Source organism: Arthrobacter koreensis (genome assembly GCF_009193255.1).
Lineage (GTDB): Bacteria > Actinomycetota > Actinomycetes > Actinomycetales > Micrococcaceae > Arthrobacter_B > Arthrobacter_B koreensis.
Genome location: NZ_WACG01000001.1, coordinates 1,393,936 through 1,407,759, shown reverse-complemented (window position 1 = coordinate 1,407,759; position 13,824 = coordinate 1,393,936). Strand labels below are relative to the sequence as shown.

At 66.2% G+C, this 13,824-nt stretch carries 16 protein-coding genes; 7 read left to right on the top strand and 9 right to left on the bottom strand.

Annotated elements, in window-relative coordinates; genetic code table 11:
- Positions 1-144 precede the first annotated feature (144 nt).
- Complete coding sequence (locus tag GD628_RS06740) at positions 145-1,566, top strand: amino acid permease (protein WP_152274169.1); 1,422 nt, start codon at positions 145-147, stop codon at positions 1,564-1,566.
- Here the strand turns inward: GD628_RS06740 and GD628_RS06735 are convergent.
- The 3 genes from GD628_RS06735 to GD628_RS06725 all read right to left on the bottom strand — a co-directional run bounded on the left by GD628_RS06735 (position 1,563) and on the right by GD628_RS06725 (position 4,077).
- Positions 1,563-2,363: a carbon-nitrogen hydrolase family protein gene (locus GD628_RS06735; protein ID WP_152274168.1), complete on the bottom strand. Its 801-nt coding sequence runs from the start codon at positions 2,361-2,363 to the stop codon at positions 1,563-1,565. The genes GD628_RS06740 and GD628_RS06735 overlap by 4 nt on opposite strands.
- A gap of 40 nt (positions 2,364-2,403) precedes the next feature.
- Positions 2,404-3,522 carry an NAD(P)-dependent alcohol dehydrogenase gene (locus GD628_RS06730; protein ID WP_091600716.1) on the bottom strand — a complete coding sequence of 373 codons (1,119 nt, stop codon included), beginning with the start codon at positions 3,520-3,522 and terminating at the stop codon, positions 2,404-2,406.
- A gap of 105 nt (positions 3,523-3,627) precedes the next feature.
- The gene (locus GD628_RS06725) at positions 3,628-4,077 is read right to left on the bottom strand and encodes an Hsp20/alpha crystallin family protein (RefSeq protein ID WP_152274167.1); all 450 of its coding nucleotides are present in this window, start codon (positions 4,075-4,077) and stop codon (positions 3,628-3,630) included.
- A gap of 193 nt (positions 4,078-4,270) precedes the next feature.
- Here GD628_RS06725 and GD628_RS06720 point away from each other — a divergent pair, with 193 nt between their 5' ends.
- The 3 genes from GD628_RS06720 (at position 4,271) to GD628_RS06710 (ending at position 6,352) form a co-directional block, all read left to right on the top strand.
- Positions 4,271-4,891 carry a hypothetical protein gene (locus tag GD628_RS06720; protein ID WP_152274166.1) on the top strand — a complete coding sequence of 207 codons (621 nt, stop codon included), beginning with the start codon at positions 4,271-4,273 and terminating at the stop codon, positions 4,889-4,891.
- 11 nt (positions 4,892-4,902) lie between these two features.
- Positions 4,903-5,895: a DUF2804 domain-containing protein gene (locus tag GD628_RS06715; protein ID WP_152274165.1), complete on the top strand. Its 993-nt coding sequence runs from the start codon at positions 4,903-4,905 to the stop codon at positions 5,893-5,895.
- Between the two features lie 94 nt (positions 5,896-5,989).
- Positions 5,990-6,352 (top strand): VOC family protein, encoded by a 363-nt coding sequence (locus GD628_RS06710; protein WP_091600720.1) that lies wholly within the window; start codon positions 5,990-5,992, stop codon positions 6,350-6,352.
- A 50-nt stretch (positions 6,353-6,402) separates the two neighbouring features.
- Here the strand turns inward: GD628_RS06710 and GD628_RS06705 are convergent, their stop codons facing one another.
- Positions 6,403-7,692, bottom strand: a complete 1,290-nt coding sequence (locus tag GD628_RS06705) for an adenylosuccinate synthase (RefSeq protein ID WP_091600721.1) — start codon at positions 7,690-7,692, stop codon at positions 6,403-6,405.
- A 196-nt stretch (positions 7,693-7,888) separates the two neighbouring features.
- Here GD628_RS06705 and GD628_RS06700 point away from each other — a divergent pair, with 196 nt between their 5' ends.
- Complete coding sequence (locus GD628_RS06700; protein ID WP_325786122.1) at positions 7,889-8,614, top strand: hypothetical protein; 726 nt, start codon at positions 7,889-7,891, stop codon at positions 8,612-8,614.
- Complete coding sequence (locus GD628_RS06695; protein ID WP_338083406.1) at positions 8,599-8,991, top strand: DUF427 domain-containing protein; 393 nt, start codon at positions 8,599-8,601, stop codon at positions 8,989-8,991. The genes GD628_RS06700 and GD628_RS06695 overlap by 16 nt, the downstream gene beginning before the upstream one ends.
- 68 nt (positions 8,992-9,059) lie before the next feature.
- On the opposite strand, the gene GD628_RS06690 is transcribed toward GD628_RS06695, so the two are convergent.
- From GD628_RS06690 to GD628_RS06680, 3 genes are all read right to left on the bottom strand, one after another.
- The gene (locus GD628_RS06690) at positions 9,060-9,479 is read right to left on the bottom strand and encodes a DUF3151 domain-containing protein (RefSeq protein WP_091600723.1); all 420 of its coding nucleotides are present in this window, start codon (positions 9,477-9,479) and stop codon (positions 9,060-9,062) included.
- A complete protein-coding gene (gene fbaA / locus GD628_RS06685; RefSeq protein ID WP_091600724.1) occupies positions 9,479-10,498 on the bottom strand; it encodes a class II fructose-bisphosphate aldolase in 1,020 nt (339 codons plus the stop codon). The genes GD628_RS06690 and fbaA overlap by 1 nt, the downstream gene beginning before the upstream one ends.
- Positions 10,499-10,635: 137 nt before the next feature.
- Entirely contained in the window at positions 10,636-11,250 is a 615-nt protein-coding gene (locus GD628_RS06680) for a TrmH family RNA methyltransferase (protein ID WP_152274255.1), read from the bottom strand.
- Between the two features lie 207 nt (positions 11,251-11,457).
- Between GD628_RS06680 and GD628_RS06675 the strand changes: the two genes are divergently transcribed.
- Entirely contained in the window at positions 11,458-12,210 is a 753-nt protein-coding gene (locus GD628_RS06675) for an HAD-IIA family hydrolase (protein ID WP_091600734.1), read from the top strand.
- A gap of 9 nt (positions 12,211-12,219) precedes the next feature.
- Here the strand turns inward: GD628_RS06675 and GD628_RS06670 are convergent, their stop codons facing one another.
- Both GD628_RS06670 and pyrE read right to left on the bottom strand, forming a co-directional pair.
- A complete protein-coding gene (locus GD628_RS06670) occupies positions 12,220-13,227 on the bottom strand; it encodes an alpha/beta fold hydrolase (RefSeq protein ID WP_091600725.1) in 1,008 nt (335 codons plus the stop codon).
- Positions 13,228-13,251: 24 nt separating this feature from the next.
- On the bottom strand, positions 13,252-13,821 hold the full coding sequence (pyrE, locus tag GD628_RS06665; protein ID WP_091600726.1) for an orotate phosphoribosyltransferase: 570 nt from the start codon (positions 13,819-13,821) through the stop codon (positions 13,252-13,254).
- Positions 13,822-13,824: the final 3 nt, after the last annotated feature.

The following is a 13,824-nucleotide window of genomic DNA, read 5'->3' as shown; positions in this document are numbered from 1 at the left end:
GCTCCCAGATCCTTCGGAGGAGAATGTGGAAGACTTGACGGCGGTCCGTCCTTTATCGGCGGACCTGTTCCGGGCGGGACTAAGACTCCCACCTGCCCGTTCCAACCCAGCAATACCGGGGCCTCCGGCCCGGCCAGGAAGATCATGCCCAGCACCACGCCTCACCACACAGAGCTAAAGCGCGGCCTGTCGCTGCGGCACATCCGCTTCATCGCCCTTGGATCCGCCATCGGAACGGGACTGTTCTATGGATCATCCGAAACCATCCAGGCTGCCGGCCCCGCCGTCCTGATCGCCTACATCATCGCCGGGTGCGCCGTATTCCTGGTGATGCGGGCGCTGGGAGAGATGGCGGTACGCCACCCGGTGGCAGGTTCCTTCTCCCAGTACGCAGGACGCTACCTCGGTCCCCGCATGGGTTTCCTCACCGGCTGGACCTTCGCCTTCGAAATGATGATCGTGGCCATCGCGGACATGACCGCGGTGAGCATGTACATGGGCCTCTGGTTCCCGGACACACCCGGCTGGGTGTGGATGATCGCAGCGATGCTCCTGATCGGCGGGCTGAACCTGATGCGGGTCAGCGTCTTCGGCGAAATGGAGTTCTGGTTCACCCTGGTCAAGGTCTCCACCATCATCGCCATGATCGCCGGCGGGCTGTACCTGATTGTCTTCGGTGTCAGTACCGGAGGCTATGAGCCCGGCGTCAACCATCTCGTGGACCACGGCGGGTTCGCACCCTTTGGCGTGTGGGGCATTGTCATGAGCCTTGGAATCGTGGTGTTCTCCTTTGGCGGCATCGAGACCCTCGGAGTGACTGCCGGTGAGACCGGGGACCCGCAGCGGGCCATCCCCAAGGCCGTGAACACCGTGCCGGTGCGGATCCTGCTCTTCTACGTCCTGTCCCTCGGCGTCATGCTGTGCCTGTTCCCGTGGGACCGGATCGGGTCCGAAGGCAGCCCCTTCGTGCAGGTCTTCGCCGGGATCGGCATCCCGTTCGCCGAGCACCTGATCAACGCCGTGGTACTTACCGCTGCCCTGTCCGCCATGAACTCGATCTTCTACGCAGCCTCGCGGACCATGTACGGCCTGGCCGAGCAGGGACACGCGCCGAGGGGCTTCACCAATGTTTCCCGCTACGGAGTGCCGGTATGGCCCGTAGCCATCATCATGGCGAGCCTGATCGCGGGCCTGGGACTCTTCCTGTGGATTCCGGAGCAGCTGTTCCTGGTGGTGGCGTCCACAGCCACCTTCGCCACGATCTTCACCTGGTCCTCGATCCTGCTCAGCCACCACCGGATGCGGCGGCAGATGCGGCGCGACGGTACGCCGTCGGCCGGTTTCGCGTTCCCCGGCTGGCCGGTGCTGAACTACGTCGTCCTGGGTTTTATGGCGCTGGTAACCGTGATCCTGGCCTTCACCGGTCCGGGGCGCACCGCACTGGCGGTTGGCGTAGTGTGGCTGCTCCTGATGCTGGCCGCCTACCGGTTCCTGGTAAAGGACCAGGGCCACAAGCCCATCGACCTGCCCGAACCAGCAGCCAGCGCGGGAACAGACCGGAGCTAGGGCGCGATCTCCTCGGCCACCGAGAACCGCCGGTTGGCCAGCACCGGAAGATACTCACGGACTTCCTCGATCCGGGTCCGCACCACATCGGCCGTTGCCACGGCTTCGGTTTCCTCATCGAGGAACACCTGCGGCACTCCCATCGGATCGAGGATGGCCGAATGGCCGATGGTGTGCCCGCTCGCCGTGCCGGCCGCAGCCACCCACACCGTGTTCTCGATGGCCCGCGCCTTCAGCAGCGTTTCCCAGTGGTCGATCTTATGCTCGCCCTTGAACCAGGCGGCCGGAACGGCAAGCAGGTCCGCGCCCTGCACCGCCAGCGCCCGGGCCAGCTCCGGAAAACGCAGGTCATAGCAGGTCATCAGGCCCACCCGAAGTCCGCCGAGTTCAACCACCTGGATGCCCCGGTCTCCGGGCTTGATGCGGGTGGACTCGGAATAGCTGAACGCATCGTAGAGGTGCAGCTTGCGGTATGTGGCTGCGATGCGGCCGTCCGCCTCGATGGCCACCAGCGTGTTGTAGGGACGGTCCTCCCCGGAGGATTCGTACCCGCCGGCGACGACGGCGATGCCTAGTTCCGCAGCAGCCAGGGACAGCCGCTGCACGAAGGTGCTCCATCCGGCGTCCACGGCTGCCGCCAGCGGCCCGTCCACCTTGCCGATGCTGAACATCGACTCTTCCGGGAACACGATCAGTTCGGATCCCTCGGCCCGGGCTTTCTCCGCCAGTGAGCGCATCACTGCCAGGTTGGCCTGGACGTCTCCGCCTGGACTGAACTGACCTACGCTGACCAACATGGGGAACCGCCTTGCCTTCGGGACCGGATGTATCCCCAGCCTAGTGCAGGTCTTCGAAGTGCAGCACGGGTTTCAGGACCTGCCCGGACTTCGCGTCCGCGGCGGCCGAATTGATGTCCCCGAACGCATAGCGGGTGATCATTTTTTCAAGCGGGAACCTGCCCTGCTGGATCAGGTCCACCAAGGCGGGAAGGAACAGCTGCGGAGTCGAGTCCCCTTCCGTGATCCCCAGGACCTGCCTGCCGTTAAGCATGAAGTTCACGTCCAGCTGCACCGTGGACCCCGGAGCGGGGGCACCGATCAGGCCCAGCTTGCCCAGCGGCGCCAGCGCGTCCGCCGCGGTGGCTGCCACCTTGGTGCTGCCCGTGGTTTCAAGCGCATGCGTGACTCCCGCGCCGCCGGTCAGTTCAAACAGGGCCTGCAGCGCGTCGGTGCTGCCGGAATTGACGACGTCGGTGGCTCCCAGCTCGCGGGCCAGTTCCAGGCGGGAGTCCACCAGGTCCATGACCACGATGCGCGTTGACCCGCCGAGCGCGGCCGCCATGACCGCCGAGAGGCCCACGGGACCGGCACCGAACACGGCAAGGGTGGATCCCGGTTCGGGACGCAGGACGTTCATGACCGCTCCGGCGCCGGTCTGCACGCCGCAGCCCAGCGGCGCCAGCAGGGCCAGGTCCGCTTCCGGGTCCACCTTGGTGACTCCGCGTTCGTCGGCCAGCACCAGGTTGGAGAAGGAGGACTGGGCGAAGAAGTGGCCGTGCACTCCCTTACCGTCCTTGCTGATCGTGGCGCTGCCGTCCAGCCGCTGCCCGCCCACCAGGTTGAGCTCCAGGAAGTAGGTGCAGTAGGCGGGGTGTCCGCTGCGGCAGTTCCGGCATTCACCGCAGCTGGTGAAGCTGAGCAGCACGTGGTCTCCGGGCACCACGGACGTCACGGCAGAGCCGACGGCTTCCACGATTCCGGCGCCCTCGTGCCCCAGCACTCCGGGCAGCGGGAAGGGAATGTGCCCGGCCTGGACCCCAAGGTCCGTGCCGCATACTCCGGCTGCCTGCACCCGGACCAGGACCTCGTCGGGCCGCGGGTCGTCCAGGACAACATCGGTGATTTCAAAAGGTTCGTTGATGCCGCGCAGGATCGCGGCACGTGCCTGGGTAGTCATACGCCCACGCTACGCGGACCCGTCCCGGGTGTCAGGGTCCCCGGACAAGGACGAGGGGCGGCAGGCGGAAAGTCCGCCTGCCGCCCCTGCACGGGCACGGTTGTGCTAGGCGCTGACCACCTCAGCGTCGTGCTTTTCTTCCACGGCGCCGAGGGACACGCCGGAGCCGGACTGCACTTCGATACGGCGCGGCTTGGCCTTTTCACTGACCGGGATAATCACACTCAGCACGCCATTGTCATAATGTGCGCTGATGCCCTCGGTATCGATCCCCTGGCCCAGGCTGAGCTGGCGCAGGAAGGACCCGCCTTCGCGTTCGCGGGTGAGCCACTGGACGCCGTCCTTTCCGCGCAGGGTGCGCTCGGCACGGATGGTCAGCAGCTGCCCGTCGACGTCGATGTCCACGGACCCCGGATCAATGCCGGGAAGGTCAACGCTCAGGACATACCGGTCATCCTCCCGGTACAAGTCCATGGGCATGCCGCGCAGGGATTCACTGCGGACGGCCTGGGCAAGACGGTCGAATTCACGGAACGGATCAAAACGTGTTGCCATCACAAATCAACTCCTTCACTCCGCTGTACGCAGCGGGCTGATCTGCCATTTCGAATCAAAGTTGAGTTGGCTTCACTCAACTTTCGGCAGTAGATTAGCACTTGCAACGCGAGAGTGCTAACCCGAGCTGTTGCAGCGGAAAAACCCGTTCCGCCGTCTTTCATTCGAACCTGGTCTGGAAGGAAAGGAAGCAGTGTCCCACCCCGCGTTGTTCCGGTTTGGAACAGCCACCCGCACCGAATACCTCGAGAAGCTCCGCACACTTCCCAGCCGGATAGCCGGCTCACCGCCGTCGCCTCCGCTGGATGCGGCAGGCTGGCTCAGCGGCCTGTGGGTGGCCGCCGCCGTGATGGGCATCGGCGTTTTCTCCGGCGGAACAACCTCCCTGGTACTGGCGGCGGTGCTGCTGTACGGCACCGGCGGGGCACTGGCCGTCCTGGGCTGGCTGGCCTGGCGCGGCCTAAGCGTCCGCCTGCGCCGCCGCGCGGCCACCGGCCCCGGCACATCGACAGCACGGGACTTCCTGGCGGCCGCGGATTCCGCCCGGGAAGAGGTCCTCCAGGCACTCTTCCCGGCAGGAGCAACCGGAACTCCCGAGGTGCTGCGGGCAACCGCTCCGGCACGGGCTGCCGCCGCAGCAGCTCCGAACAGTCCCCTTCCGGCACCGGGCAGCAGCCCGGGAACCCAACGGCCCGTCCCGCGCTCCGGTAAATCACCGATCCGGAAGAACGCCACCTGCAAGTCCGCCCACTACCGCCGCAGCGCCAAACCGCCCGCCGGTCCGGTACAGGATGATTTCGCCCGCGCCGCCTAGACTGGGGCGCCATGGAGGAAATTCAGGAACCCGTCCAGCTGTCCCTGAAAAACGGAAAGCTGAACCCCGAAGCGGTAGGCTTCACCCGCTCACCGCTGCACGCTTCGGCGCACCTCCCCCAGGGGCTTCCCCACGGCTGGCGCACCAAGCGCTGGGAGTACTGGGGCGTGCTGACTCCGGACCTGGTGCTCGGCATGACCATTGCTCACCTGGATTACGCCGCCACCCTCCAGCTCTACGTGTTCGAACGCGCCACCGGCCAGGAAATCAGCCTGGATCGGCTCTCGCTTCCCGCGGGCTCCACCGCGCTCCTGCCCGGCACCCTGCCGCCCCTCACCGCTGTGGGCACCATGGGCGGACTGCACCTGCGCTTCCATGACGACGCCGGCGGCACGCACCTGCGCGCCGAGTCGCCGCGCGTCGGCGTCGAGCTTTATGCCCCGGCGGAAGGCGATGTGCTGGGGGTGGTGGTTCCGTGGTCGGACACGCGGTACCAGTACACCCTCAAGGACGTGGCCCGACGGGTCAGCGGAACCATCACGGTCGACGGGCGCGCATATGCGGTGGGCGAGGACGCCTTCGCTGTCCTGGACCGCGGACGGGGACGCTGGCCGTATTCCAGGCGCTGGAACTGGGCTGCCGGATATGGAACGGCCAACGGCACCCGGCTGGGTTTGCAGCTGGGCGGGCTGTGGACAGAGGGAACGCCGGCCACCGAAAACGCGCTGATCGTGGACGGCGTGCTGCACCATTACGACGGCGAGCTGGAGTTTAGCTACGACCTCACGGATCCACAGGCAGCGTGGCATGTCCGCGGGGACTGGATCGAGGCCACGCTGACTCCGTTCCACCGGCGGCTGGCTGCGACCAATGCCGTTCTGGTGGCCGCAAAGACCTGGCAGGCCTTCGGCGCGTGGTCCGGCTGGGCTGCTACTCCGGACGGTACGCGCCACAGCCTGGACGGCGTGCACGGCTGGATCGAGGAAGCACGCAACCGCTGGTAACCGTCCGCACCAGCACCTCCTTCACCCCCTATTCCCGAGGGGCACCCGGCTGCTAGGTTTCTTCCGATCTCACCTGAGCCAAAGGAGCCTTACCGTGAGCAGCAGATTCTCTTCCCTTGCCCTCGATGCCCTCGACGTCGACGCGCAGGCCAGGTTCTGGACCCAGGCCCTGGGGTACCGGTTCGCCGAAGAATTCGACGGCGGCATTTCCCTGGCACCCGGCGACGGAGTCCAGGGACCACCCCTGGACATCATCCCTGTCCCGGAGAGCAAGACGGCCAAACTGCGGCTGCACATGGACCTGGTTCCGTACGGCTGCAGCCAGGAAGAGGAGGTGGAGCGGCTGCTGGCGCTCGGCGCGGTGCGCGCCGATGTTGGGCAGGGGCCGGATGTTCCGTGGGTGGTGCTCGCAGACCCCGAGGGCAATGAGTTCTGCGTCCTCGCGGCCCGGGACTAAGACCCAAAAAAGCCCCGCAGCCTTGAAGCTGCGGGGCTTTTCCGGACGGATTATTCGCTGATCAGGTCGCGGATCACGATTGTCTGGTCCCGGTCCGGGCCGACGCCGATCGCGGAGAAGCGGGTACCGGACATCTTCTCCAGGGCCAGCACGTAGTTGCGGGCGTTCTCCGGCAGGTCCTCGAGGGTCTTCGCGCCGGTGATGTCCTCGGTCCAGCCGTCGAAGTACTCGAAGATCGGCTTGGCGTGGTGGAAGTCGGTCTGCGTCATCGGCATCTCATCGAAACGCACGCCGTCGACGTCGTAGGCCACGCAGACCGGGATCTTCTCGATGCCGGTGAGCACGTCCAGCTTGGTCACGAAGTAGTCCGTGAAGCCGTTGACGCGGGAAGCGTGGCGCGCCAGCACGGCGTCGTACCAGCCGCAGCGGCGCGGGCGGCCGGTGTTCACGCCGAACTCGCCGCCGGTCTTCTGCAGGTACAGGCCCATGTCATCGAAGAGTTCGGTGGGGAACGGACCGGCACCAACACGGGTGGTGTAGGCCTTGATGATGCCCACCGCGCGGTTGATGCGGGTGGGGCCAATGCCGGAGCCAACGGACGCGCCGCCGGCGGTCGGGTTGGAGGACGTGACGAACGGGTAGGTGCCGTGGTCAACGTCAAGGAACGTGGCCTGGCCGCCTTCCATCAGGATGACCTTGTCCTCGTCCAGCGCACGGTTCAGTTCATACGTGGAGTCGATGACCATGGGACGCAGGCGGTCAGCGTAGGAGAGGAAGTACTGCACCATCTCTTCCACATCCACGTCGCGGCGGTTGTAGACCTTCAGCAGCAGCTGGTTCTTCTGCCGAAGCGAGCCTTCCACCTTCTGGCGCAGGATCGACTCATCGAAGATGTCCTGGACGCGGATGCCGAGCCGGGCAACCTTGTCCATGTAGGCCGGACCAATGCCGCGGCCGGTGGTGCCGATGGCACGCTTGCCCAGGAACCGCTCGGTGACCTTGTCCATGACCTGGTGGAACGGCGCCACCAGGTGGGCGTTGGCGGAGATCCGCAGCTTGGAGGTGTCCGCTCCGCGTGCTTCCAGCCCGTCGATTTCGGCGAACAGGGCCTCCAGGTTCACCACGCAGCCGTTGCCGATCACGGGAATGGCGTTGGGGCTCAGGATGCCCGCGGGAAGCAGCTTCAGTTCGTACTTTTCACCACCGACGACGACGGTGTGGCCGGCGTTGTTTCCGCCGTTGGGCTTGACGACGTAGTCGACGCGGCCGCCAAGCAGGTCGGTGGCCTTACCTTTACCTTCGTCGCCCCACTGGGCGCCGACGATGACAATTGCGGGCATGGGATCCTCCCCCATTAGTTACGCTAGGGAGCCGCGCCAGGCGCTGAACCGCTACCGTGCATGAGAACGCCCCTGCACCCTGAGACTGGGGACACAGCGGTCCGTGATCCGGGATGCGGGGCTCTTACCTGTCAAGTTTAGCCGATCTGCGGCTTTGCCGGTTTGGAAGGCGGGCACGGAGGCGTACGGTTTAGCCATGGAGCGCTTCCGCGGCTATATCGCCGGGCTGGGTACCGCCTCGGGAACCCGCCTGGTTGTTGGGCACTGGCCGGACTCACCGTTCGGTCCGTTCACCGACGTCATGGTGGAGAACCGGTTCGGTTCCCGGTTGCTGCTGGCGCCCAGCGAAGCGGTTGCCCGCTACGTCTCATCCACCTACACCTTTGACGCGATCGATGTGGTTCCAGTGAGCGCGTTCCTGGCCGAGGACAGGCTGCGGGTCGACGGCGGTCCGCTGCAGCTCAGCGCCCGGCTGGGCCCGGTGACCCCGCTGGGACGGGTCCTTGAAGCCGTACCGGCGCCGCTCGCCGTCCACCCGCTGTGGCTGCAGGCCATCAACCCGCTCGCCAGCCTGATTGTCCGCGGGGTGCGGACCGCGGGAACTACCGGGGACCGGCTGGAGTTCTACGGAGTACGCTCCATCCGCCGCCTCGCGTCGGCGCAATGTTCCTGGAACGGTGAGGACATGGGCGCCCTGCGGCCGGTCAGCCCGCCTGTCCGGTTCGGGTTCTCCTCCGTGCCGGCACGGCCGCAGATCCTGGCGGTGACCACCACCATCACCGCCAGGCCGGCGCAGAAAGAAGGAATCCACGCATGGAAAACCGCTTTCACCCGCATGCCGAGTCCGTCTGGTCCTATCCCCGTCCGCCCCGAGTCGAACCGAGCGATGAACACGTCAAGGTCTGGTTGGGCGGAAACCTGATCGCAGACACCAGGGAAGCGCTGCGCGTCCTCGAGACCAGCCATCCGCCGGTCTACTACCTGCCCCTGGAGGTCTTCGCCCCCGGGGTGCTGCAGCCGGTCAGCGGAGTGACGCACTGTGAGTTCAAGGGCGCTGCCTCCTATTTCGACGTCGTCTCCGGCGGCCAGCGGGCCGTGCGCGCCGCCTGGACCTACGCGCATCCGTTTCCCGGCTACGAGGCGCTGGCCCACACCGCTGCCTTGTACCCGGGGCTGATGAACTCCGTGACAGTGGACGGGGAAGAAGTCCAGCCGCAGGAAGGGGACTTCTACGGCGGCTGGATTACCAGCCGGGTGACCGGGCCTTTCAAGGGCGCTCCGGGCACCTGGGGCTGGTAGCCCCTGCAGCCGGACACGGTAAAGGCGCCTCCCAACCGGAAGGCGCCTTTACGCAGGTACTGGTTGCCCTAAGCCTCGATCGCTGCTTTGGCGGTGGGGTCTGAAGCGTCCAGGAACTTATCGATCCGGTCCACTTCCTCGCTCTCGCCGATCGCCGCAGCCGCACGTCCCAGGGCGTACAGGGCGCGGAGGAAGCCCCGGTTGGGCTCGTGCTCCCACGGAATGGGGCCGGTGCCGCGCCAGCCTGCGCGCCGCAGCGCGTCCAGGCCGCGGTGGTAGCCCACCCGGGCGTAGGCGTAGGACTCCACGGGACGTCCGTCAGCGAAGGCCTCGTCGGCCAGCGTTGCCCAGACCTGCGAGGAGGTGGGGAACCTGGCAGCGAGGTCCACGGCCTCGTCACCGGCCTCAAGGCGCGCGACGACGTCGGTCTCCTCGGGCAGGTACGTGGGCTCGGGTCCGAGCAGGTTCTTGCGGAATTCGTCTGACATTAGAGGTGCTTTCCTGCCGATCCGAGGGACTGTGCTGCTTCAACCACGCGGGCGGACATGCCCTTTTCGGCGGAGGCACCCCAGACGCGCGGATCGTACTGCTTCTTGTTGCCGACCTCGCCGTCCACCTTCAGCACGCCGTCGTAGTAGCGGAACATGTGGTCCGCTACCGGGCGGGTGTAGGCGTACTGGGTGTCGGTGTCGATGTTCATCTTCACCACGCCGTAGGACACGGCGTCTGCGATCTCCTGGGCGGAGGACCCCGAACCGCCGTGGAAGACCAGGTCGAACGGGCGTTCCTTGCCAATCGAACCGCCAACGGCGGCCTGGATCTCGTCGAGGATCTCCGGGCGCAGCTTCACGCCGCCGGGCTTGTAGACGCCGTGGACGTTACCGAAGGTCAGGGCAGTGAGGTAACGGCCCTTGCTGCCGTCGCCAAGCGCCTCAATCGTTGCCATGCCGTCGGCGACGGTGGTGTAGAGCTTCTCGTTGATCTCGTTCTCGACGCCGTCTTCCTCGCCGCCGACGGTCCCGATCTCAACTTCCAGGATCATCTTCGCTGCGGCGGTGCGGGCCAGCAGGTCCTGGGCGATCTTCAGGTTCTCTTCGAGGGTCTCCGCGGAGCCGTCCCACATGTGGGAGTTGAAAAGGGGGTCCTCGCCGCGCTTCACGCGCTCCTCGGAGGCGGCCAGCAGCGGCAGGACGAAGTCGTCCAGCTTGTCCTTGGGGCAGTGGTCCGTGTGCAGGGCAATGTTCACGTCATAGCTCTTGGCCACTTCGCGGGCGTAGGCGGCGAAGGCCAGCGATCCGGTGACCATGTTCTTGACCGAGGAGCCGGACCAGTACGCGGCACCGCCGGTGGACACCTGGACAATACCGTCCGAGCCGGCCTCGGCGAAGCCTGCGAGCGCTGCGTTGAGGGTCTGGGAGGACGTGACGTTGACAGCCGGGTATGCGAATCCCCCCGCCTTGGCCCGGTCGATCATCTCTGCGTAGATCTCGGGGGTTGCAATAGGCATGCTGACTCCTTAGCGAAGGTTCGAAAGTGCGGCAGGGCCGGGCCCTCTTTGGCTCCTCCCATCCTAGCCACAAGAGTCCTCTGCGCATCAGATAACGCGGATTCGAGGGTTCACACCTGGCACTCCGGCGCGGCGCGTCAGCTTACTTCCTGCCCGAAGACGTGCCGGCGGACCCAGCCGTGCATGGCAATGGCCGCAGCGGCCGAGGCGTTCATGGACCGGGTGGAGCCGAACTGGGCGATTGAAAGCGTGGCTTCGGCAGCCTGGTGCACCTCGGGCGTGAGGCCGGGGCCTTCCTGGCCGAAGACCAGGACGCAGTTGCGCGGCAGGTCATAGGTTTCCAGCGGCACCGAGTCGGGGAAGTTGTCGATGCCGATGATCGCCAGCCCTTCGGAACGCGCCCACTCGGTGAACTCTTCCACGCTGGGGTGGTGGCGCACGTGCTGGTAGCGGTCGGTGACCATTGCCCCGCGCCGGTTCCAGCGGCGTCGTCCAATGATGTGCACTTCCTTGGCCAGGAACGCGTTGGCGGTGCGCACCACGGAGCCGATGTTCAGGTCATGCTGCCAGTTCTCGATGGCCACATGGAACTCGTGGCGCTTGGAGTCCAGGTCCGCGACGATCGCCTCGTGCTTCCAGTACCGGTATTCGTCCACCACGTTGCGCCGGTCTCCGGCGGCAAGCAGCTCGGGATCCCACTGCTCGCCCTCAGGCCACGGCCCCTCCCATGGCCCAACACCAACCTGCGGCATTTCGGCGTCTGCCGGCTCTGCGGCGGGGATTGTTTCAGGGCTCTCTATCACCCTTCCAGCGTAAGGTGAAAGACTGGACCATCCCGCATCCGCACCGGGAGGACCAGGCCTGCGCCCGGACTCCCGAATGGCTGCGGGCACGAGGCAGAACACGCACTGGAGGAAACTGTGGGCGAGAACGAGAACATCGAGTGCTGGCTGACGGACATGGACGGAGTGCTGGTCCATGAGAACCAGGCGATTCCCGGTGCCGCGGAGCTGATCAACCGCTGGGTGGACACCTCCAAGCGTTTCCTGGTGCTGACGAACAACTCGATCTACACCCCGCGGGACCTTGCGGCCCGGCTCCATGCCTCCGGCCTGGACGTTCCGGAGGAAAACCTGTGGACCTCCGCGCTGGCCACGGCCGAGTTCCTGAAGGACCAGCTCAAGGGCTCCTCCACCCCCGGGCGCGCGTTCGTGATCGGCGAGGCAGGGCTCACGACGGCGCTGCATGAGGCCGGGCTGATCCTTACGGACACCAACCCGGACTATGTGGTCCTGGGGGAAACCCGCACCTATTCCTTTGGCACCATCACCAAGGCGATCCGGCTCATCCTCGACGGGGCCCGGTTCATCGCCACCAACCCGGACGTCACCGGACCTTCCCCGGAGGGCCCGCTTCCGGCCACCGGCGCCATCGCCGCGCTGATCACGGCCGCCACGGACCGGGAACCCTACATTGTGGGCAAGCCGAACCCGATGATGTTCCGCTCCGCCATGAACAAGATCGATGCGCATTCGGAGACCACCGGCATGATCGGGGACCGGATGGACACGGACATCATCGCCGGCATCGAAGCGGGACTCACCACGGTCCTCGTGCTCACCGGCATCACGCAGCGCGAGGACATTGCCCGCTACTCCTTCCGGCCGTCCCAGATCATCGACTCTGTCGCGGACCTGATCAGGACCGTCTAGCCGGGAGGGCTAGAAGGGCACCTTGCCTCCGCCGCCTCCCACGGCGGGCAGCGGGACATAGGTGTCCAGCACCTCGTCCACCACTCGCTGGTAAATCCCCGGGTTCCACTGCGGGCTGGCATGTGCCGGACGCGCGCCGTCGGTAATGAGCGAGTTGGAGACCATGTTGCCGGGAAAGACCTCGGTCCAGCGGGCCCGGGCGGTGTAGTAGTTCACCGTCTCATCGCCGGGGTTTCCAATAAAGGCCAGCTCGGCGTCCCCAATGGCACCCGCGAAGGCAGCGGCGTCGTAATGGTAGATGTAGGAGGACTCCGACTGGATCAGCGTGCTCGACGGCGCCAGCGGGGAAAGCTGTTCCAGCGTTTGGTCCACCACCGTGCTCCAGCTGCGTTCGTCCTTGTGCAGGATCCGCTCCCCCAGTTCGTAACCGCCGCGCAGCGCGCTGGGAATCCGGTAGCCGGCTTCGTAGAGCAGCACCACGCCGCGGATCATGTTCTGGTCCAGGACGTCGAACCGTCCCGCCGGACTTGAATCCAGGATCACCAGCTCTACCTGGACGCCGCGGGCCAGCAGCCGGGCCGCGAGTTCAACGGCCACCATCCCGCCGAAGCTGTGGCCGTAGAAATACACCCGGTTGAGGCGCCGGGTACGGATGTGCCGGAAAACCTCGGCTTCGATCGTGTCCAGGTCCAGGCCCTTGTTCGAGTACCCCACTGCCGCCATTTGCCCGCGCCGGGCCAGCGCCGGGCGCAGCGAGTTCACGATCCAGACCGCCTCTTCCCAGCTGGTCTTGTAGCCGGGAAAAAGGAACCACATGGCGCGCGGGAACTCGGCGGCAGCGGCGTCGTCACGGACCGTGAGGATTTCAAGCTCTTCACGCTGTTCCTGGATCAGGCGCGTGACGAAGAGGTCCGCGGCCAGCGTCAGCCCGGCTGCGGCACCCACCAGGAACCGGCGCCGGGAATAGCGGCCCAGGCTCTCCGCATAGCGGAGGACCTTCGCTGGGTCATCGCTCATGGGCTCCCGCAACCGGTGTGGGCGTTAGTCGAGCCCGAGCTCGTCCTTGCCGAACGCGAACAGGTACGGCACGCCGGCTTCGGCTTCAATGCGTTCCTTCGCTCCGGTGTCCCGGTCCACGATCACTGCCACGGCGACGACGTTGCCGCCCGCGTTCCGTACGCCTTCCACGGCGGTCAGCGCCGACCCTCCGGTGGTGGACGTGTCCTCCAGAACAACGACGTCGCGGCCAGCGACGTCGGGCCCCTCCACCTGCCGGCCCATGCCGTAGGACTTCTGCGCCTTGCGCACCACGAACGCGTCAACGGTGCCGCCGCTGCGGGCGGAGGCGTTCATGACGGCGGTTGCCACCGGGTCCGCGCCCATGGTCAGGCCGCCTGCACTGGCGAACTCGATGCCGGCTGCGTTGATCATGTCCAGCATGACCTCACCCACCAGCTGCGAGGCCTCGTGGTGCAGGGTGACGCGGCGCAGGTCGATGTAGTAGTCGGCTTCCTTGCCGGAGGAAAGAATCACCTTTCCGCGGACCACGGCCAGTTCCTTGATCAGTTCCAGGAGGCGGGCACGGGACGCGGCGGTCTGCGGGGAAGTCATGCC

Coding starts and splice junctions, on each gene's coding strand:
- GD628_RS06700 (WP_325786122.1), top strand. CDS start 7,889: ATGGAGCGCTTCCGCGGCTATATCGCCGGGCTGGGTACCGCCTCGGGA.
- GD628_RS06680 (WP_152274255.1), bottom strand. CDS start 11,250: ATGCCGCAGGTTGGTGTTGGGCCATGGGAGGGGCCGTGGCCTGAGGGC.
- GD628_RS06705 (WP_091600721.1), bottom strand. CDS start 7,692: ATGCCCGCAATTGTCATCGTCGGCGCCCAGTGGGGCGACGAAGGTAAA.
- fbaA (WP_091600724.1), bottom strand. CDS start 10,498: ATGCCTATTGCAACCCCCGAGATCTACGCAGAGATGATCGACCGGGCC.
- pyrE (WP_091600726.1), bottom strand. CDS start 13,821: ATGACTTCCCCGCAGACCGCCGCGTCCCGTGCCCGCCTCCTGGAACTG.
- GD628_RS06730 (WP_091600716.1), bottom strand. CDS start 3,522: ATGACTACCCAGGCACGTGCCGCGATCCTGCGCGGCATCAACGAACCT.
- GD628_RS06735 (WP_152274168.1), bottom strand. CDS start 2,363: ATGTTGGTCAGCGTAGGTCAGTTCAGTCCAGGCGGAGACGTCCAGGCC.
- GD628_RS06675 (WP_091600734.1), top strand. CDS start 11,458: ATGGACGGAGTGCTGGTCCATGAGAACCAGGCGATTCCCGGTGCCGCG.
- GD628_RS06725 (WP_152274167.1), bottom strand. CDS start 4,077: ATGGCAACACGTTTTGATCCGTTCCGTGAATTCGACCGTCTTGCCCAG.
- GD628_RS06715 (WP_152274165.1), top strand. CDS start 4,903: ATGGAGGAAATTCAGGAACCCGTCCAGCTGTCCCTGAAAAACGGAAAG.
- GD628_RS06670 (WP_091600725.1), bottom strand. CDS start 13,227: ATGAGCGATGACCCAGCGAAGGTCCTCCGCTATGCGGAGAGCCTGGGC.
- GD628_RS06690 (WP_091600723.1), bottom strand. CDS start 9,479: ATGTCAGACGAATTCCGCAAGAACCTGCTCGGACCCGAGCCCACGTAC.
- GD628_RS06740 (WP_152274169.1), top strand. CDS start 145: ATGCCCAGCACCACGCCTCACCACACAGAGCTAAAGCGCGGCCTGTCG.